Genomic DNA, 18,888 nt, shown 5'->3' on the forward strand with positions numbered 1-18,888 from the left:
GGGTTTGACGCCCCGTCCGACGTTTCAAACTCTAGCCGATCTCCGCTCCGAAAAGCGAATCCGACCGCAACCCGATAAAACGCGCACGCCGAATAAGCGCCAGGCCATCACGCGGAAAAGCGAAAACGACCGGCACGAACCGAGAAGTGGTGCTTCAGAGGATTGGCTACCCCGGGACCGTCCGCGCAGATGCGTGTCCGGTGCTCCCTGCCAGGCAGCTCGAAGAACTGTACGCGCTTCCGTGGGCGGATGCAAACGTCGTGCAAAGACGGCCGGCCGGACCCCGGGGAGAGGGGTCCGGCCGGTGGAGCCGCGCGGCTCAGCTGTTGGTGGGGAAGCCCAGGTTGATGCCGCCGTGCGACGGGTCCAGCCAGCGCTGGGTCACGGCCTTGCCCCGGGTGAAGAACTGCACGCCGTCCGCGCCGTACGCGTGGGCGTCGCCGAACAGCGAGGCCTTCCAGCCGCCGAAGGAGTAGTAGGCGACCGGGACGGGGATCGGCACGTTGATGCCGACCATGCCGACCTCCACCTCGAACTGGAAGCGCCGGGCCGCGCCGCCGTCGTTGGTGAAGAGGGCGGTGCCGTTGCCGTACGGGTTGGCGTTGATCAGCGCCACGCCCTCCTCGTACGAGTCGACGCGCACGACCGAGAGGATCGGGCCGAAGATCTCGTCGTTGTAGACGGACATGCCGGGCTTCACGTGGTCGAACAGCGTGGGGCCGAGCCAGAAGCCGTCGGCCGTCGGGGAGCCGTTCCTGTCCTCGGCGGTGACCGGGTGCTTGCGGCCGTCCACCGCGAGCTCGGCGCCGTCGGCGATCCCGGACTCCACGTAGGAGGTGACCTTGTCCCGGTGCTGGCCGGTGACGAGCGGGCCCATCTCGGAGTCCCCGTTGCAGCCCGGGCCGACCTTCAGGGTGGCCACCCGCTGCTTGATCTTCTCGACCAGCTCGTCGCCGATCGGGTCGACCGCGACCAGCACGGACACCGCCATGCAGCGCTCGCCGGCCGCGCCGAAGCCGGCGTTGACCGCGGCGTCGGCGGCGAGGTCGAGGTCGGCGTCCGGCAGGACCAGCATGTGGTTCTTGGCGCCGCCCAGGGCCTGCACGCGCTTGCCGTAGCGGGTGCCGGTCTCGTAGACGTAGCGGGCGATCGGGGTGGAGCCGACGAAGCTGACGGACTTGATGTCCGGGTGCTCCAGCAGGCGGTCGACGGCCACCTTGTCACCGTGGACGACGTTGAAGACGCCGTCCGGCAGGCCGGCCTCCTTCCACAGCTCGGCGAGGAAGTTGGCGGCGGACGGGTCCTTCTCCGAGGGCTTCACGACCACGCTGTTGCCGGCCGCGATGGCGATCGGGAAGAACCACATCGGCACCATGGCCGGGAAGTTGAACGGCGAGATGATCGCGACCGGGCCGAGCGGCTGGCGGATCGAGTAGACGTCGACGCCGGTCGAGGCCTGCTCGGTGAAGCCGCCCTTGATCAGCTGCGGGATGCCACAGGCGTACTCCACGACCTCCAGGCCGCGGGCGATCTCGCCGAGCGCGTCGGAGTGCACCTTGCCGTGCTCCGCCACGATGATCGAGGCCAGCTCGTCGCGGCGGGCGTTCAGCAGCTCGCGGAAGGCGAAGAGCACCGTCGTCCGCTTCGCGATCGAGGCGCTGCGCCACTCGGTGAAGGCCGAGGCGGCGGCGGCCACCGCCTGGTCGACCTCGGCGATCTCGGCGAAGTCGACCTGGCCGGTGACCTGGCCGGTGGCCGGGTCGAAGATCTCACCGCGCCGGGGGGCCGCACCGGCGGTGGCGACCGGCTTGCCGCCGATCCAGTGAATGATGTGCTTGCTCAAGGTCCGTCTGCCTCCGAAGTCCCGGGCGGCGTCCTGCCACCGGTCCGGTCTGGCGCCGCCCGCAGGTGGGCCGGGCGACGGAAATCACGGGGCTACCGCGCTCGTCTCCCAGTCTGGTGGCCACTGCGGCCCGGCTCAACGAACAGGCTGACGGAGATCCTGGATTCAGCCTTACAGGTCGTCCGGTCGCTCCGCCGGACGGGTGGCCGCACGGGGCCGGGCCTCAGGACTCCCCGTCCTCCGGCTCCTCCAGGTACGGGTCGTGCAGCCCGTCCGCCGCCTCCTGGGTCTCCAGCAGGTCCAGCCGCAGGTCCTGTGCCCAGGCCAGCGCCCACCGCTTCCGTTCGTCCACCTGCCCGGCCGGAGCGCCCCGGGCGCGGAACCGCCCGTCCGCCGCCTCGGCGAGCGTCTCCAGCCGTTCGGCCAGCGCGGCAGGCTGGAAGTCCGGGTCCAACTCCTCTGCCAGAGCGAGCAGTTCGCCCTCCCGGTAGCAGCGAGTGAGGGCGTGCACATCGATCAGGTCGCGAGGCATGCCCCGGTCCACGAGCAGCGCGGTGGTCAGCGCGGCCGCGTCCTCCAGGGCGACGACCGGCAGCACCACCGGCGGCTCGTCCGGACCGGGCGCACCGAGATCGAGCCGGACCGGGCGATGGCCCAGCGGCTCCTTGCGCAGCTCCACCGAGTGCGACCGCCCGCCCAGCGCCAGCCGGACGGTGAGCTGCTCCAGCCGCGGTGTGCCCGGCCGCTCGACGGCCCCGCCGCCCGCCGCCCGGTACGCCTCGCCCAGCGCGACGGCCACCTCCGGCAGGTCGGCGCCGCCGGTCGCCAGGGTCAACCCGTCCTGTGGGCAGGCCGCGACGCCGTGGGCCCGCAGCGCGTGCCCGCCGGCCAGCGCGAGGCCGTACCGGTCGCAGACGGGTGCGGCCAAGACGGCCAGGCGCAGCTGGGCGGGGCCCGGACGGAGGGACGCGTCGACGGCGTGCGGGACGGTGGTCACGCCTCCCAGTCTGACGCGACCGCCCGCTCCGCGCGCCGTCACCGCCGAGCGCCCCGGGCGGCCCTCACGTGCCACCGGTTGCCCGGCCACCCGTGCTCACCGGCCGCTGAGCCTCGCCGCCGCCTCGTGCAGGGCCGGCTCCAACAGCACCGGGTCGTTGAGCCGCCCGGAACCGTCGGACGGGACCGGGCCGGTGCAGTCCGACGGTCTCCGTGCCGTATCCCCGCTTCGTGCCGTTCGTACTGTTCGAAGACGGCGGGAAGAGCGAGACCCGCCGTCACCGGGGAGAGGCGGACGGCGGGTCCTGATCACACGACTGCGGTCATCCGACCGACGGCGGCCGCGCTTCAGCTGTCGAAGCCCAGCCCCAGCCGGTCGAGGGTACGCAGCCAGAGGTTGCGGTGGCCGCCGTTGCGGTCCGCGCGCTCCAGCGACCGGGTGGTGAGTTCGATCCCGGCCCAGCGCACCGGCTCGGGCGGGAACGGCAGCGGCTTGCTGCGCACCATGTCCAGCGAGGTGCGCTCGGTGCGCTCGCCGGCGAGCAGGTCGAGCATCACCTCGGCGCCGAAGCGGGTCGCGCCGACGCCGAGCCCGGTGTAGCCGACCGCGTACGCGACCTTGCCCCGGTACCCGGTGTCGAAGAACGCCGAGAACCGGCTGCAGGTGTCGATCGCGCCGCCCCAGGCGTGGGTGAAGCGCAGGCCCTCCAGCTGCGGGAAGCAGCGGAAGAAGTGGTTGGCCAGGGTGCGGAAGGTTTCCGGCCGCTGGTCGTACTCGTGCCGCACGTGGCCGCCGAAGTGGTAGACCGCGTCGTAGCCGCCCCAGAGGATCCGGTTGTCGGCGGAGAGCCGGAAGTAGTGGAACTTGTTGGCGCTGTCGCCGAGGCCCTGCCGCCCGCGCCAGCCGATCGAGGCGAGTTGCTCGTCGCTGAGCGGCTCGGTCATCAGTGCGTAGTCGTACACCGGGACGATGTACGGGCGGACCCGCTTGAGCAGCGACGGGAACACGTTGGTGCCGAGCGCGACCTTGCGGGCGAAGACCCGGCCGTACGGGGTGCGGACGGCCATGCCGCTGCCGCGCTCCCGCAGGTCGGTGGCCCGGGTGTGCTCGAAGATCCGCACGCCCTGGCTCAGGCAGGCGTCCTTCAGGCCCCAGGCGAGCTTGGCGGGGTGGACCATCGCCACGCCCTCCTTGTCCCAGAGGCCGCCGAGGAAGGTCGGCGAGTTCACCTCGGCACGCAGCTGGTCGGCGTCCAGGACGGTGATGTCGAAGCCGTACCGGGCGACCGCCTCGGCGATCTCGTGGAGCTCCTCGACCTGGTGGGGCTGGGTGGCGACGTCGATCTCGCCGGTGCGCTCCCACTCGGCGTCGATGCCGTAGCGCTTGAGGGTGGCCTCGATGCCGTCGAGGTTGGCGGCACCGAGGCGTTCCAACTGGGCCAGTTCGGACGGCCAGCGGTCCAGGCCGTTGCCGAAGCCGTGGGTGAGGCTGGCCGCGCAGAATCCGCCGTTGCGCCCGGACGCGGCCCACCCGACCTCGTTGCCCTCGACCAGCACGACATCCAGCGAGGGGTCGCGCTCCTTGGCGATGAGGGCGGTCCACAGGCCGGAGTAGCCGCCGCCGACGACCAGCAGGTCGCAGGTGGTGTCGCCGACCAGGGCGGGCAGCGCCGCCGGCCGACCGGGATCCTCCAGCCAGAAGGGGGTGGGCCTGGCGTCACTGAGTGCGCGGGCGGAGTCCATGCATTATCAGCCACTTTCTACGAATAGATGACGGTTTCACGTGCCACCGCTGTCGACCGTACGTCAGGCGGTGGCCTTCCGGCGGTTGCCCAGCCACTGGCCGACGACGGTCAGCACGACGGCGGCGAGGAACATCGCGGTGCCGATGACGTTCACCTGCACCGGGATGCCGCGCTGCGAGGCGCCCCAGACGAACATCGGGAAGGTGACCGTGGTCGGGCCCGAGTTGAACTGGGTGATGATGAAGTCGTCGAAGGAGAGCGCGAAGCTGAGCAGCGCGCCCGCCGCGATGCCGGGCGCCGCCAGCGGCAGGGTGACCCTCAGGAAGGTCTGGGTGGGGGTCGCGTAGAGGTCCTGGGCGGCCTGTTCGAGCCTCGGGTCCATGCTCATCACGCGCGCCTTGACCGCCGTCACCACGAAGCTGAGGCAGAACATGATGTGCGCGATGAGGATGGTGGTGAAGCCGAACGGGATGCGCATGTTCAGGAAGAGCGTCCCGAGCGAGGCGGCCATGACCACCTCGGGCATGGCCATCGGCAGGAAGATCATCGCGGTGGTGGCCGAGCGGCCGCGGAACCGGTAGCGGGCCAGCGCGAAGGCGACCATGGTGCCGAGCACGGTGGCGCCGATGGTGGCGAGCACCGCGATCTGCAGGCTGAGCGAGAGTGACTGGCACATGTCGGCCACGCCGCAGGGGTTGGTCCAGGCGTCGGTGGAGAACTCGTTCCACTCGTAGTTGAACTTGCCCACCGGCTTGTTGAACGAGAAGGCGAGCACGACCAGGTTGGGCAGCACCAGGTAGGCGAGGGCCAGCAGGCCGGCCAGCACCACCAGGTGGGCTCGGATCCACTTGAACATCCGGGACATCAGACCAGATCCTCCGTCCCGGCCTTGCGCATGTAGACCGTCACCATGCCCAGGATCAGGGCCATCAGGATGAAGCTCAGCGCGGCCGCCGTGGGGTAGTCGAGCACGTTCAGGAACTGCTTCTGGATGCCGTTGCCGACCATCTGCTCGCTCGGCGAGCCCAGCAGCTGGGCGTTGATGTAGTCGCCGGAGGCCGGGATGAAGGTCAGCAGGGTGCCCGCCACCACGCCCGGCAGCGAGATCGGGAAGGTGACCTTGCGGAAGGTGGTGAACGGCCGGGCGTAGAGGTCGCCGGCCGCCTCGTGCAGGCGCGGGTCGATCCGCTCCAGCGAGGTGTACAGCGGCAGGATCATGAACGGCAGGAAGTTGTAGGTCAGGCCGCAGACCACCGCGAGCGGCGTGGCCAGCACCCGGTCGCCGTCGGTGAGGCCGAGCAGGTTGGTGACGTCCAGGACGTGCAGCGCGTTCAGCGCGCCGACCACCGGGCCGCCGTCGGACAGGATGGTCTTCCAGGCCAGCGTGCGGATCAGGAAGCTGGTGAAGAACGGCGCGATGACCAGGATCAGGATGACGTTGCGCCAGCGCTTGCTCGCCTTGAAGGCGATCGTGTACGCGAGCGGGTAGCCGACGGCCAGGCAGAGCACGGTGGCGACGGCCGCGTAGGAGAACGAGCGGAGGAAGTGCCACTTGTACTCGACCAGGGCGTCCCAGTAGGTCGAGAGGTGCCAGGTGACCTTGAAGCCCTCTTCGAGCGAGCCGGTCTGCAACGAGGTCGACCCCTGGTAGACCATCGGCACGGCGAAGAAGACGACCAGCCAGGCGATGCCGGGCAGCAGCAGCCAGTACGGGGTGAGCTTGCGCCTCGTCTTCGCGGGCGTCCCGGCCGGGGTGCTGCCGTCGGGGGGTATGGCCTGCGGCGGCGCGGCCGTGGCGGTGGTGGTCATGCGGCCTCCTCCGCGGTGCCGGCGTCGATCGCCTGCGCGGCGTCCAGGGCGAAGGAGTGCGCCGGGTTCCAGTGCAGCAGCACGGCGGCGCCGGGGACGATCCGGGCGTCGCGCTCCATGTTCTGCTCGAAGACGGTGACCTCCTGGCCGCCGTCGGTGCGCACCACGTACTGGGTGGAGACGCCGATGAAGCTGGAGTCGAGCACCGTGCCGGCCAGCCGGTTGCGGCCGTCGGCGACCTGCTCGGAGGCGTGCGTGATGGTGATCTTCTCCGGGCGCACGCCGAGGTGGACGCGCTTGGAGTCGGTGGCGCAGCGCGCCTTCGGCACCGCGAGCCGGGCGCCGGCCGCGCTGAGCAGCAGGTCGCCGCCCTCGGTGCCGGTGACCTCGGCGGGCAGCAGGTTGGACTGGCCGAGGAAGTTGGCCACGAAGGTGGTGGCGGGGTTCTCGTACAGCTCGGCGGGGGCACCCAGCTGCTCGACCCGGCCGCCGTTCATCACCGCGATGGTGTCGGCCATGGTCATGGCCTCCTCCTGGTCGTGGGTGACGTGCACGAAGGTGATGCCGACCTCGGTCTGGATCCGCTTGAGCTCCAGCTGCATCTGGCGGCGGAGCTTGAGGTCGAGCGCGCCGAGCGGCTCGTCCAGGAGCAGCACCTGCGGGTGGTTGATCAGCGCGCGGGCGACCGCGACGCGCTGCTGCTGGCCGCCGGAGAGCTGGTGCGGCTTGCGCCGGGCGTACTGGCCGAGTTCGACCAGCTCCAGCATCTCGTCGACCTGCTTCTTGACGTCCTTCCTGCCGCGCCGGCGCAGGCCGAAGGCGACGTTCTCGAAGATGTCCAGGTGCGGGAAGAGCGCGTAGCTCTGGAAGACGGTGTTCACCGGCCGCTTGTACGGGGGCAGGGCGGTGACGTCCTGGCCGCCGATCAGGACGGTGCCGGTGGTGGGCTCCTCCAGACCGGCGATCATGCGCAGGGTGGTGGTCTTGCCGCAGCCGGAGGCGCCGAGCAGGGCGAAGAACGATCCCTGCGGGACGGTCAGGTCGAGCGGGTGGACGGCGGTGAAGGAGCCGTAGGTCTTGCCGATGCCGGTGAGCCGGACGTCGCCGCCGACGGCCGCGTCGCGCTGCTGGTCTGTCATGGGGTGGTGTCTTCCTGGGTTTCTCTGCCGGGAGTTGGAGGTCAGGCGCCGATCAGCTTGGAGAACTTCTGCTCGAAGTCGCTCTCCTCGCTCTCGGAGAGCGTGCGGAACACGTGCGCCTTGACCGCCATCTCGGGGGTGGGTACGACCAGCGGGTTGGCCGCGGTGTCCGGGGCGATGCCGGCGAGCTCGTCCTTCATCCCGGTGACGGCGGAGACGAAACCGATGCCCGCGACCAGCTGCGCCGCGATCTTCGGCTGATAGTAGAAGTCAATCAACTTCTCCGCGTTCGCCTTGTGCTGCGCCTTGGCCGGGACCAGCATGTTGTCGGTCGAGGCGATGTAGCCCCTCTCCGGGATGACGAACTCGATGTCCGGGTTGTCGGCGCGCAGTTGGATCAGGTCGCCGCCCCAGGCGATGCAGGCCGCGATGTCGCCGGCGGAGAGCTCCTGGCCGTAGTCGTTGCCGGTGAAGCGGCGGATCTGCTTGCTGTCGACGGCCTTCTGCAGCCGGGCGACCGCGCCGTCGTAGTCGTCGGCGGTGAACCTCGCGGTGTCCTTGCCCTGGTCCAGCAGGACCATCCCGATGCTGTCGCGCATCTCGGAGAGGAAGGTGACCCGGCCCTTGAGGTCCGGATCGTCCAGCAGCTGGGAGACGCTGGTGACCTCCTTCCCCCTGGTCGCCTTCTTGTTGTACGCGACGACGGTCTGGATGCCGGCCCACGGGTAGGAGTACAGCCGCCCCGGGTCCCAGTCCGGAGCGCGGAAGCGCGCCTCGATGTTGGTGATCGCGGTGGTGACGTTCGCCGGGTTGAGCTTCTGCGCCCAGCCGAGCCGGATCAGCCGGGCGGCCATCCAGTCGGTGAGCACCATCAGGTCGCGGCCGGTGTCCTGGCCGGAGGCGAGCTGCGGCTTGACCTTGCCGAAGAACTCGACGTTGTCGTTGACGTCCTCGTTGTACTTGACCTTGATGCCGGTGGCCTCGGTGAAGGCGTCCAGCGTGCCGTGCTTCTCCTTGTCCTTCTCGTCCGTGTCCACGTACAGCGGCCAGTTGGAGAAGTTGACCTCCTTCTGCGTCTCGGAGAGGTCCTTGGCGGCGTTCGCGGTCGAGTCGCCGGTCGCCCGGGGGGCCGCCGGGATGCCGCAGGCGGCCAGGGTGCCCGCTCCGGCGCTCAGCGCGGCGGCGCGCAGCAGGGTGCGGCGGCCGAGTGCGGCCCGGCCGTTGGCCAGGCTGCGTTCCCAGGCCCTTCGGACCGGTTCGGGCAGACCGTCGGTGAGCTCGTTGAACGCCATGGAACGGGCCTCCTGGGGGGAGATGGGGTGTGGGGGCACCCGCTGGAGCCGGGGATTATCTGTCTCCGAAGACGGTGCGGTGCCAGTCCTTGCGGGCCACCGCGGTGGTGTCGAACATGACGTGCTTGACCTGGGTGTACTCGTCCAGCGAGTACTGGGACATGTCCTTGCCGTAGCCGGACGCCTTGTAACCGCCGTGCGGCATCTCGCTGATGATCGGGATGTGGTCGTTGACCCAGACGCAGCCGGCCGCGATCTCCCGGGTGGCGCGCAGCGAGCGGTGCACGTTGCTCGTCCACGCGGAGGCGGCCAGGCCGTACGGGGTGTCGTTGGCCAGCCGCAGGCCCTCGTCGTCGCCGTCGAAGGGCAGCACGACCAGCACCGGGCCGAAGATCTCGCCCTGCACGACCTCGCTGTCCTGGGCCGCACCGGTGATCAGGGTGGGCTGGTAGTACGCGCCCCGGGTGAGGTCGGTGCCGTCGTGGCCCTTCTCCGGGGCCCGGCCGCCGGTGACCACGGTGGCGTACGAGCGGGTGCGCTCCACGAAGCCGGCCACCCGGTCCCGGTGGGCGTACGAGACCAGCGGGCCGAGGTCGGTGTGCGGGTTCAGCGGGTCGCCGATCCGGATCGCCGCGTACAGCTCGGCCACCCCGGCCACGAAGGCGTCGTACAGCGGGCGCTGGACGTAGGCGCGTGTGGCGGCGGTGCAGTCCTGGCCGCCGTTGATCAGCGAGGCCGCGACCGCTCCGTGCACCGCGGCGTCCAGGTCGGCATCGTCGAAGACCACGAACGGGGCCTTGCCCCCGAGCTCCAGGTGGGTGCGCTTGACGCTCGCGGTGGCGATCTCGGCGACCCGCTTGCCGACGCCGGTGGAGCCGGTGAAGGAGACCATCGCGACGTCCGGGTGCCCGACCAGGTGCTCGCCCGCGGTGCGCCCGGCGCCGGTGACCACGTTGACCACGCCGTCCGGGATGCCCGCGGCGGTGCAGGCCCGGGCGAACATCAGCGAGGTCAGCGGGGTCAGCTCGGCCGGCTTGAGCACGATGGTGTTGCCCGCGGCGATCGCCGGGAGGATCTTCCAGGCGGCCATCTGCAGCGGGTAGTTCCACGGCGAGATCGAGCCGACCACGCCGACCGCCTCGCGGCGCACGTACGAGGTGTGGTCGCCGGAGTACTCGCCGGCCGCCTTGCCCTCCAGGTTGCGGGCGGCGCCGGCGAAGAAGGCCGCGTTGTCGATGGTGCCGGGCACGTCGAACTCGGTGGCCAGCTTGACCGGCTTGCCGGTCTGCGCCGTCTCCACCCGGGCCAGGTCGTCGGCCGCCCCGGCCAGGACGGCGGCCAGCCGGGTGAGCGCCTCGGAGCGCGCGCCGGGGGTGGCCGAGGACCAGCCGGGCAGGGCCGCCTTCGCGGCGGCGACGGCGGTGTCCACGTCCTCGGTGGTGGCCAGCGCGACCTGCTCGACCACGCTGCCGTCGGCGGGGTTGACGACCTGGAAGGGTTCGCCGCTCCCCCGGGTCTGGCGGCCCGCGATGTACTGCGCGCCCGGGCCGAAGTCGGTCAGGTCCATCTGGTTCCTCCAAGTGCCGTGGTTCGACCGCTGCGGGGTCACGCGTCCGCGATGGGGGTCTGCGGTCCCGCTGACCTTGCCTGCTGCGGGGATGGGGTGACAAGGGTCACTTCGGCAATCTCGGCACGAAGGGCCTTACAGGGTGCAAGGCTGCGGGCAGGGCAACAGGTCGTCGGGGGGATGGATGATTTACCTGACACCCTGATCACCCCGGAGCCCCCGCTCTGGTCCCACGGCCCCGGAGGCCCGCGATGCTCCCCACCGTCGCCCGAGTCCTCGACCTGGACGTGATGCGGCGCGGCCTGCCCCAGGTGGTGGCCGGCGCCGACCACCTGGAGCGGCCGATCCGCTGGGTCCACGTCAGCGAGCTGCCCGACGTCGCCGGGATGCTCCGCGGCGGCGAGCTGGTGCTGACCACCGGCATCGCCCTGCCCGAGGACCGCGAGGGCCTGGCCCGCTACGTGCGCGAGCTGGACGAGGTCGGGGTGGCCGGCCTGGTCGTCGAGTTCGGGCGGCGCTACTTCGACTCGCTCCCCCGCGCCCTGGTCAACGCCGCCGAGCAGCGCGGGCTGCCGCTGATCACCCTCCGCCGCGAGCTGCGCTTCGTCGCCGTCACCGAAGCCGTGCACGCCCTGGTGGTCAACGCCCAGCTGGAGCAGCTGAGGGCCTCCGAGTCGGTCCACCAGGTCTTCAACGAGCTGGTGGTGGAGGGCGCCGAGCCGCCCGAGGTGATCCGCCAGGTGGCCCGGATGGCCGGTGCCCCGGTCGTCCTGGAGAACCTGGCCCACCAGGTGCTCGCCCACGACACCGCCGGGCGCCCGGAAGCCGAGGTACTGGAGGACTGGGAGCGCCGCTCGCGCGGCGTCCGTCCGACCGGGCGCACCGGCCACGATCCGCGCAGCGGCTGGCTGGTCACCACCGTCGGCGCCCGCGGCCAGGACTGGGGCCGACTGGTGCTGGTGCAGGAGCCCGGCCCGCTGCCCGAGGGCGAGGCCCACCCGCACACCATGCTGCTGGAGCGCGGCGCCTCCGCGCTGGCGCTCAACCGGCTGGTGGTGCGCGACCGGGAGAGCCTGGAGCGGCAGACCCACCGCACCCTGCTGTCCGGCATCCTCACCCACGCGCTGACCGTCTCCGAGGCCGCCCTGCGCGCCCAGGCCCTCGGCGTCCCGCTGGAGGGCCGCCGGCTGGTCGGCGTGGTGCTGCGGCAGCGGCGCGGGCCGATCCCGGCCGCACTGGAGGCGCAGGCCCGGCTGCGCGACTTCACCGAGCTGGCCGCCGGCGCGGCCCGGGCCTGCCGGCTGTCCGCCCTGGTCGGCGCGCTCGACGACGAGGCCGTCGGCCTGCTGATCGCGCTCGGCGCCCAGCAGGACGAACACTCCGCGCTGGACGCCCTCTCGGCCACGCTGCGCCGGATGTCGGCCGAGGCCGGACGGGAGGGCGGCGACCCGTCGGGCCCGGTGGTCGCGGTCGGCTCCTCGGTCGGCTCGGTGCGCGACGCCCGGCGCACCCTTCTGGAGGCCACCCAGGTCGCCGACGCCGCCCTGCACGACGCGCCCGGCGGCCGCAGCTCCTCCTACTACCGGCTGCCGGACGTCCGACTGCGCGGCCTGCTCCACCTGCTGCGCGACGACGCCCGGCTGCAGACGTACGTGGAGCGGGAGCTGGGCCCGCTACTGGCCCACGACGCCGAGCACAACGGCCAGTTGGTGCAGATGCTGCGGATCTACCTGGAGCAGGGCCGGAACAAGTCGGCCGCGGCGGACGCCGCGCACCTGTCCCGGCCGTCCTTCTACGACCGGCTGCACAAGGTCGAGCGGATCCTCGGCGTCGACCTCGACCAGGTGGAGTCCTGCCTCTCCCTGCACGTGGCACTGCTCGCCCTGGACGCCGTCCGGCGCTGAGCCCTGCACGTCACACCCCGGTGATGCGCCCCCAGACCTTGTGCAGCTCGGGCCGCTCGGCCGAGGTGACGTCGCGCATGGTGTGCAGCCGGGCGCGCATCTCGTCGGTCGGGAACACCAGCGGGTTCTCGGCGAGTTCGGCCTTCTCCTTGTCGCCGCCGGCCGCCAGCACCTCGCGGGCCGCCGGCACCGGGCAGATGTACTGGACGAACGTGGCGAGTTCGGCGGCCACCTCGGGCTGGTAGTAGTAGTCGATCAGCAGCTCGGCGTTGCGCTTGTGGGCGGCCCGGTTGGGGATCATCAGGCTCTCCGCCCACAGCTCGCCGCCCTCCTCGGGCACCACGAACTCGATGTCCGGGTTCTCGGCGGTCAGCTGGACGGCGTCGCCGGAGTAGGCCTGGCAGGCGAGCGCCGCACCGGAGGCGAGGTCGCTGGTGTAGTCGTTGCCGGTGAAGCGCCGGACGTGGCCGCTGTCGACCGCCTTCTGCACCAGGTCCATCGCCTTGCGCGCGTCGTCGTCGCCGAACGTCGCGATGTCCGCGCCCTGGGAGAGCATCAGCAGCCCGAGCGCCTCGTCCAGCCCGGCGAACAGCGTGACCCGGCCCTTGAGGTCGGGCGCCCACAGGTCGGCGGTGGACCTGATCTCCCGGCCGAGCGCCTTGCGGTTGTAGGCGATGCCGGTGATCCCGGACTGCCACGGCACGCTGCGCTTGCGCCCGGGGTCGAAGGCCGGGTCGGCGAGCTGCGGGTCCAGGTTGGCCGTGACGTTGGGCAGGTTGGCCCGGTCCATGGCCTGCACCCAGCCCAGCGAGACGTACCGCCCGGCCATCCAGTCGCTGATCACCATCAGGTCCCGGCCGGGGGCGGCGCCCTGGGTGAGCACCGGGCTGATCTTGCCGAAGAACTCGTCGTTGTCGTTGATGTCCTCGGTGTAGGTGACCGCGATCCCGGTCTGCTCGCTGAAGGCGTCCAGGGTCGGCCGCCCGCCCGCGTCGTCGGTGTCGATGTACTGCGTCCAGTTGGAGAACGTGAGCCGCTTGTCGCTCTCCGAGCGGTCCGGCGCCGAACGGCGGTCCTCTGCCACGTACGCGGACGGGATGCCGCAGCCGGTCAGCGTGCCGGCTCCGAGCAGCGCGGCCCCACCGAGCACGGAACGCCTGCGCAGGGAAGGGGGGTTGAAGGGACGGCGGGTCAGAGTGGTGCTGCTGGGCATGCAGGGGCCTTCCGGAGCGTGGAACGGCCCCGGACACACGCACGGGTGCCCGGGGCCATCCTGGTCGGTACGTCGTCCTGGCAGGTGTCAGACAGTGTGCGCGTCGGTGAGCGACAGCACCTCGTCCAGCACCGCGAGGCCGGTCTTGGCCTCCTCCTCGGTGACGGTGCACGGCGGGACGACGTGGAAGCGGTTCATGTTGACGAACGGCCAGAGCCCGCGCTGCTTGCAGGCGGCGGCCAGAGCGGCCATCGGAGCGTTGTCGGCGCCGACCGCGTTGTAGGGCACCAGCGGCTCGCGGGTCTCCCGGTTCTTCACCAGGTCGAGCGCCCAGAACACGCCGAGGCCGCGGACCTCGCCGATCGACGGGTGCCGCTCGGCCAGCTCGCGCAGGCCGGGGCCGAGCACGTTCTCGCCGATGTGCCTGGCGTTCTCGACGATGCCCTCCTCCGCCATGGTGTTGATGGTCGCCACCGCGGAGGCGCAGGCCAGCGGGTGGCCGGAGTAGGTGAGCCCGCCGGGGAAGGCCCGCTCGGCGAAGGTGGCCGCGATCTCGGCGCTGATCGCCACGCCGCCCAGCGGCACGTAGCCCGAGTTGACGCCCTTGGCGAAGGTGAGCAGGTCCGGGGTGACGCCCCAGTGGTCGGCGGCGAACCACTCGCCGGTGCGGCCGAAGCCGGCCATCACCTCGTCCAGGATGAACACGATCCCGTAGCGGTCGCAGATCTCCCGCACCCCGGCCAGGTAGCCCGCCGGCGGGACCAGGATGCCCGCGGTGCCGACCACGGTCTCCAGGATGACCGCCGCGACGGTGCCGGGCCCCTCGAACGCGATCACCTGCTCCAGGTGCTCCAGCGCGCGCTCGCACTCCTGCGCCTCGTTCTCGGCGTGGAAGTTGGAGCGGTAGGCGTACGGCCCCCAGAAGTGCACCACGCCGGAGACACCGGTCTCGTTGGCCCAGCGCCGCGGGTCGCCGGTGAGGGCGATCGCGTTGGCGGTGGCACCGTGGTACGAGCGGTAGGTGGACAGCACCTTCTGCCGGCCGGTGTGCAGCCGGGCCAGCCGGATGGCGTTCTCGTTGGCCTCGGCACCGCCGTTGGTAAAGAAGATCTTGTCCAGGTCACCGGGGGTGCGCTCGGCGATCAGCCGGGCGGCCTCGCTGCGCGACTCGACCGCGAAGCCGGGGGCGATGGTGCAGAGCTTCGCCGCCTGCTCCTGGATCGCGGCGACCACCTTCGGGTGCTGGTGGCCGATGTTGGTGTTGACCAGCTGCGAGGAGAAGTCGAGGTAGCGGTTGCCGTCGTAGTCCCAGAAGTACGAGCCCTCGGCGCCGGCCACCGCGAGGGGGTCGATCAGCGCCTGGGCGGACCACGAGTGGAAGACGTGCGCGCGGTCGGCGGCCTTGACGGCCTGGCCTGCGGCTGAGTCAGCGGTGGGGATGCTCATGCCGGTAAGGCTAAGGCGGCCCGTCCCCGAAGGGGCAGTTCCATCGTGTCAGCCGGTCGCGCCAACCGTCGACAGGATGCAAAGACGCAGGGCCCGGGTCGAGAAGACCCGGGCCCATGGTCGGTTCAGCCGGTGATCAATCGATCAGACGGCCGTCGTACCGCGCTCGAACGCCATGACGCGCTCAGATCGCGGTCATACTGCGTTCGACGGCCACGACCCGCTCAGATCGCGGTCATACTGCGCTCGACGGCCACGACCCGCTCAGATCGCGGTCATGACGTGCTTCACGCGGGTGTAGTCCTCGAAGCCGTACGCCGACAGGTCCTTGCCGTAGCCGGACTTCTTGAAGCCGCCGTGCGGCATCTCGGCGACCAGCGGGATGTGGGTGTTGATCCAGACGCAGCCGAAGTCCAGGCGGCGCGACATCCGCATGGCGCGGGCGTGGTCCTTGGTCCACACCGAGGAGGCCAGCGCGTACTCGACGCCGTTGGCGTACTCGACGGCCTGGTCCTCGTCGGTGAACTTCTGCACGGTGATGACCGGGCCGAAGACCTCGTTCTGGACGATCTCGTCGTCCTGGTTCAGGCCGGAGACGACGGTCGGGGCGTAGAAGTAGCCCTTGTCGCCGACCCGGTGGCCACCGGCCTCGACCTTGGCGTGGGCGGGCAGCCGCTCGATGAAGCCGGAGACCTGCTGCAGCTGGTTGGCGTTGTTCAGCGGGCCGTACAGCACGTCCTCGTCGTCCACGCCGCCGGTCTTGGTCTCGGCCGCGGCCTTGGCCAGCGCCTCGACGAAGGCGTCGTGGATCGACTCGTGCACCAGCACGCGGGTGGCGGCGGTGCAGTCCTGGCCGGCGTTGAAGTAGCCCGCCACCGAGATGCCCTCGACGGCCTCGGCGATGTCGGCGTCCTCGAAGACCACGACCGGGGCCTTGCCGCCCAGCTCCAGGTGGACGCGCTTGACGTCCTTGGAGGCGGACTCGGCGACCGAGATGCCGGCGCGCACCGAACCGGTGATGGAGGCCATCGCCGGGGTCTTGTGCTCGACCATCAGCTTGCCGGTCTCGCGGTCGCCGCAGATGACGTTGAAGACGCCGGCCGGCAGCTCCAGCTCCTTGAGGACACCGCCGATGATCTCGGCCAGCAGCACGGTGGAGGCCGGGGTGGTGTCGGAGGGCTTCAGCACGACGGTGTTGCCCGCGGCGATGGCCGGGGCGAACTTCCAGACGGCCATCATCATCGGGTAGTTCCACGGCGCGACCTGGGCACAGACGCCGACCGGCTCGCGGCGGATGATCGAGGTCATCCCGTCCATGTACTCACCGGCGGCCTTGCCCTCCAGCAGGCGGGCGGCACCGGCGAAGAACCGGATCTGGTCCACCATCGGGCCGATCTCCTCGGAGAGGGTCAGCGCGCGGGGCTTGCCGGTGTTGCGCACCTCGACGTCGACGATCTCGTCGGCGCGGGCCTCGACCGCGTCGGCGATCTTGAGCAGCAGCTTCTGCCGGGTGCTCGGGGTGGCGTCGCGCCAGATCGGGAACGCGGCGGCAGCGGAGGCCATGGCCGCGTCCACGTCAGCGGCACCGGACAGCGGCGACGTCGCGTAGGCCTCGCCGGTGGTCGGGTCGACGATGTCGAGCGTGCGGCCGTCGGCCGCGTCGACGAACTCACCGTTGATGTAGTTGCGCAGCGCGCGAAGGTCGCTCACGGGTCTCTCCTCGGTCTGGGCCTGCGGCATTGCAGATTCCGGCGCCATGGTACGTCGGCGGATCCGGCATACGAAGGGTGCCGAGTGGCCACGTCCGGAGCGGCGCGGTCCACTGCTGGCGGTATGTGCGCCGACCCTCGGGGTCGCGCGCGTACCGTGCCAGGGTAGCCGCACGACTGCTGGTATCGACAGGGCGAGTGCGCTTGAGCGATGAAATCCGCATACGTTTTCCAAGATCACGACGAAATCAGCAGTTTCCTCGCTTGCGAACACGGGAACGATCAGGCACAGTGGCCGCGTGGCCAACCGCGACCGGAACGCCAGCGTTCCCCTCGACGCCGCCTCCAAGGCGATCATCGAGCAGCTCCAGGAGGACGGGCGCCGCCCGTACGCCGCCATCGGCAAGGCCGTCGGCCTGTCCGAGGCGGCCGTGCGGCAGCGCGTCCAGAAGCTGCTCGACCAGGGCGTGATGCAGATCGTCGCCGTCACGGACCCGCTCACCGTCGGCTTCACCCGCCAGGCGATGGTCGGTATCCGGGTCGAGGGTGACATCGAGCCCGTCGCCGACGCGCTGGCCGCCCTCGATGAGGTCGACTACGTGGTCTGCACCGCAGGCTCGTTCGACCTCCTGGCCGAACTGGTCTGCGAGGACGACGAGCACCTGCTCGAACTGATCAACAAGCGCATCCGCGCGCTTCCCGGCGTGCGGAGCACCGAGAGCTTCGTTTACCTGAAGCTCCGGAAACAGACCTACACCTGGGGCACCCGATGACAGCCGACCCGGCGCAGAAGGACCTTTCCAAGACCGCCTACGACCACCTGTGGATGCACTTCACCCGCATGTCGTCGTACGAGAACTCCCCCGTGCCGACGATCGTCAAGGGCGAGGGCACCTACGTCTGGGACGACAAGGGACGCAAGTACCTCGACGGCCTCGCCGGCCTGTTCGTCGTCCAGGCCGGCCACGGCCGTGAGGAGCTCGCCGAGGCCGCCGCCAAGCAGGCCAAGGAGCTCGCCTTCTTCCCGGTGTGGAGCTACGCCCACCCGAAGGCCGTCGAGCTGGCCGAGCGCCTGGCCAACTACGCCCCGGGCGACCTGAACAAGGTCTTCTTCTCCACCGGTGGCGGCGAGGCCGTCGAGACCGCCTGGAAGCTCGCCAAGCAGTACTTCAAGCTGACCGGCAAGCCGACCAAGTACAAGGTCATCTCGCGCGCCGTCGCCTACCACGGCACCCCGCAGGGCGCCCTGTCCATCACCGGCCTGCCGGGCCTGAAGGCCCCGTTCGAGCCGCTGGTGCCGGGCACCCACAAGGCCCCGAACACCAACATCTACCGCGCCCCGGCCTTCCTTGAGGGCCCCGACGGCACGGTCGACCCCGAGGCCTACGGCCGCTGGTGCGCCGACGAGATCGAGGTGGCCATCCTCAACGAGGGCGCCGAGACCGTCGCCGCCGTCTTCGTCGAGCCGGTGCAGAACGCCGGTGGCTGCTTCCCGCCGCCGCCCGGGTACTTCCAGCGCCTGCGCGAGATCTGCGACCGCCACGACGTGCTGCTGGTCTCGGACGAGGTCATCTGCGCCTTCGGCCGCCTCGGCACCATGTTCGGCGCCGACAAGTTCGGCTACCAGCCCGACATGATCACCTGCGCCAAGGGCATGACCTCGGGCTACTCCCCGATCGGCGCCACGATCATCTCGGACCGCCTCGCCGAGCCGTTCTACAAGGGTGACAACACCTTCCTGCACGGCTACACCTTCGGTGGCCACCCGGTCTCCTCCGCGGTGGCGCTGGCCAACCTCGACATCTTCGAGCGCGAGGGCCTGAACCAGCACGTGCTCGACAACGAGGCCGCGTTCCTGGGCACCCTGGACAAGCTGCGCGACCTGCCGATCGTCGGCGACGTCCGCGGCAACGGGTACTTCTACGGCATCGAGCTCGTGAAGGACAAGGTCACCAAGGAGTCGTTCAACGACGAAGAGGTCGAGCGCGTCCTCTACGGCTTCCTCTCGAAGGCCCTCTTCGACAACGGCCTGTACTGCCGCGCCGACGACCGTGGCGACCCGGTCATCCAGCTGGCCCCGCCGCTGATCTCCGACCAGTCGACCTTCGACGAGATCGAGCAGATCCTGCGGACCAGCCTCACCGACGCGTGGGCGAAGATCTGATCCCCTGAGCCTTCTTCCCCACCCTCCGCCGAAGGGCGGTCCCGCTCCCGCGGGACCGCCC

General features: G+C 70.7%; 14 protein-coding genes. 3 read left to right on the forward strand and 11 right to left on the reverse strand.

What is annotated here, in order from left to right; genetic code table 11:
• Positions 1 to 319 precede the first annotated feature (319 nt).
• The 8 genes from ACFU7Y_RS19515 to ACFU7Y_RS19550 all read right to left on the reverse strand — a co-directional run bounded on the left by ACFU7Y_RS19515 (position 320) and on the right by ACFU7Y_RS19550 (position 10,391).
• Positions 320 to 1,843, reverse strand: a complete 1,524-nt coding sequence (locus ACFU7Y_RS19515) for a CoA-acylating methylmalonate-semialdehyde dehydrogenase (protein ID WP_224285058.1) — start codon at positions 1,841 to 1,843, stop codon at positions 320 to 322.
• Between the two features lie 223 nt (positions 1,844 to 2,066).
• Positions 2,067 to 2,840, reverse strand: coding sequence for a nucleotidyl transferase AbiEii/AbiGii toxin family protein (locus ACFU7Y_RS19520; protein ID WP_380768995.1), 774 nt, complete (start codon positions 2,838 to 2,840; stop codon positions 2,067 to 2,069).
• 347 nt (positions 2,841 to 3,187) lie between these two features.
• The gene (locus tag ACFU7Y_RS19525) at positions 3,188 to 4,582 is read right to left on the reverse strand and encodes an FAD-binding oxidoreductase (protein ID WP_224280155.1); all 1,395 of its coding nucleotides are present in this window, start codon (positions 4,580 to 4,582) and stop codon (positions 3,188 to 3,190) included.
• Positions 4,583 to 4,645: 63 nt separating this feature from the next.
• Positions 4,646 to 5,449: an ABC transporter permease gene (locus ACFU7Y_RS19530; RefSeq protein ID WP_224280157.1), complete on the reverse strand. Its 804-nt coding sequence runs from the start codon at positions 5,447 to 5,449 to the stop codon at positions 4,646 to 4,648.
• A complete protein-coding gene (locus tag ACFU7Y_RS19535; protein ID WP_224280159.1) occupies positions 5,449 to 6,393 on the reverse strand; it encodes an ABC transporter permease in 945 nt (314 codons plus the stop codon). Before ACFU7Y_RS19535 ends, ACFU7Y_RS19530 begins: the two co-directional genes overlap by 1 nt.
• Positions 6,390 to 7,532, reverse strand: a complete 1,143-nt coding sequence (locus ACFU7Y_RS19540) for an ABC transporter ATP-binding protein (RefSeq protein WP_224280162.1) — start codon at positions 7,530 to 7,532, stop codon at positions 6,390 to 6,392. The genes ACFU7Y_RS19535 and ACFU7Y_RS19540 overlap by 4 nt, the downstream gene beginning before the upstream one ends.
• 41 nt (positions 7,533 to 7,573) lie before the next feature.
• Complete coding sequence (locus tag ACFU7Y_RS19545) at positions 7,574 to 8,824, reverse strand: spermidine/putrescine ABC transporter substrate-binding protein (protein ID WP_224280164.1); 1,251 nt, start codon at positions 8,822 to 8,824, stop codon at positions 7,574 to 7,576.
• A 55-nt stretch (positions 8,825 to 8,879) separates the two neighbouring features.
• Positions 8,880 to 10,391, reverse strand: a complete 1,512-nt coding sequence (locus tag ACFU7Y_RS19550) for a gamma-aminobutyraldehyde dehydrogenase (protein ID WP_224280188.1) — start codon at positions 10,389 to 10,391, stop codon at positions 8,880 to 8,882.
• A gap of 251 nt (positions 10,392 to 10,642) precedes the next feature.
• On the opposite strand from ACFU7Y_RS19550, the gene ACFU7Y_RS19555 reads away from it, so the two are divergent.
• Positions 10,643 to 12,295 carry a PucR family transcriptional regulator ligand-binding domain-containing protein gene (locus tag ACFU7Y_RS19555; protein WP_224280190.1) on the forward strand — a complete coding sequence of 551 codons (1,653 nt, stop codon included), beginning with the start codon at positions 10,643 to 10,645 and terminating at the stop codon, positions 12,293 to 12,295.
• Positions 12,296 to 12,305: 10 nt separating this feature from the next.
• Here ACFU7Y_RS19555 and ACFU7Y_RS19560 read toward each other — a convergent pair whose 3' ends face one another.
• The 3 genes from ACFU7Y_RS19560 to ACFU7Y_RS19570 all read right to left on the reverse strand — a co-directional run bounded on the left by ACFU7Y_RS19560 (position 12,306) and on the right by ACFU7Y_RS19570 (position 16,694).
• The gene (locus ACFU7Y_RS19560; protein WP_224280192.1) at positions 12,306 to 13,508 is read right to left on the reverse strand and encodes a spermidine/putrescine ABC transporter substrate-binding protein; all 1,203 of its coding nucleotides are present in this window, start codon (positions 13,506 to 13,508) and stop codon (positions 12,306 to 12,308) included.
• An 87-nt stretch (positions 13,509 to 13,595) separates the two neighbouring features.
• Entirely contained in the window at positions 13,596 to 14,954 is a 1,359-nt protein-coding gene (locus ACFU7Y_RS19565) for an aspartate aminotransferase family protein (RefSeq protein WP_224280194.1), read from the reverse strand.
• Between the two features lie 264 nt (positions 14,955 to 15,218).
• Positions 15,219 to 16,694 carry a gamma-aminobutyraldehyde dehydrogenase gene (locus ACFU7Y_RS19570; protein WP_224280196.1) on the reverse strand — a complete coding sequence of 492 codons (1,476 nt, stop codon included), beginning with the start codon at positions 16,692 to 16,694 and terminating at the stop codon, positions 15,219 to 15,221.
• A 268-nt stretch (positions 16,695 to 16,962) separates the two neighbouring features.
• Between ACFU7Y_RS19570 and ACFU7Y_RS19575 the strand changes: the two genes are divergently transcribed.
• Positions 16,963 to 17,436: an Lrp/AsnC family transcriptional regulator gene (locus ACFU7Y_RS19575; protein WP_030243538.1), complete on the forward strand. Its 474-nt coding sequence runs from the start codon at positions 16,963 to 16,965 to the stop codon at positions 17,434 to 17,436.
• The gene (locus ACFU7Y_RS19580; protein ID WP_196946910.1) at positions 17,433 to 18,827 is read left to right on the forward strand and encodes an aspartate aminotransferase family protein; all 1,395 of its coding nucleotides are present in this window, start codon (positions 17,433 to 17,435) and stop codon (positions 18,825 to 18,827) included. Before ACFU7Y_RS19575 ends, ACFU7Y_RS19580 begins: the two co-directional genes overlap by 4 nt.
• Positions 18,828 to 18,888 lie beyond the last annotated feature (61 nt).

Origin of the sequence: Kitasatospora sp. NPDC057542, assembly GCF_042801945.1 — a bacterium.
GTDB lineage: Bacteria > Actinomycetota > Actinomycetes > Streptomycetales > Streptomycetaceae > Kitasatospora.

What these genes read in the sequence shown, in the direction of transcription:
- ACFU7Y_RS19545 (WP_224280164.1), bottom strand. Translation starts at nt 8,824, where the DNA reads ATGGCGTTCAACGAGCTCACCGACGGTCTGCCCGAACCGGTCCGAAGG.
- ACFU7Y_RS19550 (WP_224280188.1), bottom strand. Translation starts at nt 10,391, where the DNA reads ATGGACCTGACCGACTTCGGCCCGGGCGCGCAGTACATCGCGGGCCGC.
- ACFU7Y_RS19535 (WP_224280159.1), bottom strand. Translation starts at nt 6,393, where the DNA reads ATGACCACCACCGCCACGGCCGCGCCGCCGCAGGCCATACCCCCCGAC.
- ACFU7Y_RS19565 (WP_224280194.1), bottom strand. Translation starts at nt 14,954, where the DNA reads ATGAGCATCCCCACCGCTGACTCAGCCGCAGGCCAGGCCGTCAAGGCC.
- ACFU7Y_RS19540 (WP_224280162.1), bottom strand. Translation starts at nt 7,532, where the DNA reads ATGACAGACCAGCAGCGCGACGCGGCCGTCGGCGGCGACGTCCGGCTC.
- ACFU7Y_RS19555 (WP_224280190.1), top strand. Translation starts at nt 10,643, where the DNA reads ATGCTCCCCACCGTCGCCCGAGTCCTCGACCTGGACGTGATGCGGCGC.
- ACFU7Y_RS19525 (WP_224280155.1), bottom strand. Translation starts at nt 4,582, where the DNA reads ATGGACTCCGCCCGCGCACTCAGTGACGCCAGGCCCACCCCCTTCTGG.
- ACFU7Y_RS19580 (WP_196946910.1), top strand. Translation starts at nt 17,433, where the DNA reads ATGACAGCCGACCCGGCGCAGAAGGACCTTTCCAAGACCGCCTACGAC.
- ACFU7Y_RS19570 (WP_224280196.1), bottom strand. Translation starts at nt 16,694, where the DNA reads ATGCCGCAGGCCCAGACCGAGGAGAGACCCGTGAGCGACCTTCGCGCG.
- ACFU7Y_RS19530 (WP_224280157.1), bottom strand. Translation starts at nt 5,449, where the DNA reads ATGTCCCGGATGTTCAAGTGGATCCGAGCCCACCTGGTGGTGCTGGCC.
- ACFU7Y_RS19560 (WP_224280192.1), bottom strand. Translation starts at nt 13,508, where the DNA reads ATGCCCAGCAGCACCACTCTGACCCGCCGTCCCTTCAACCCCCCTTCC.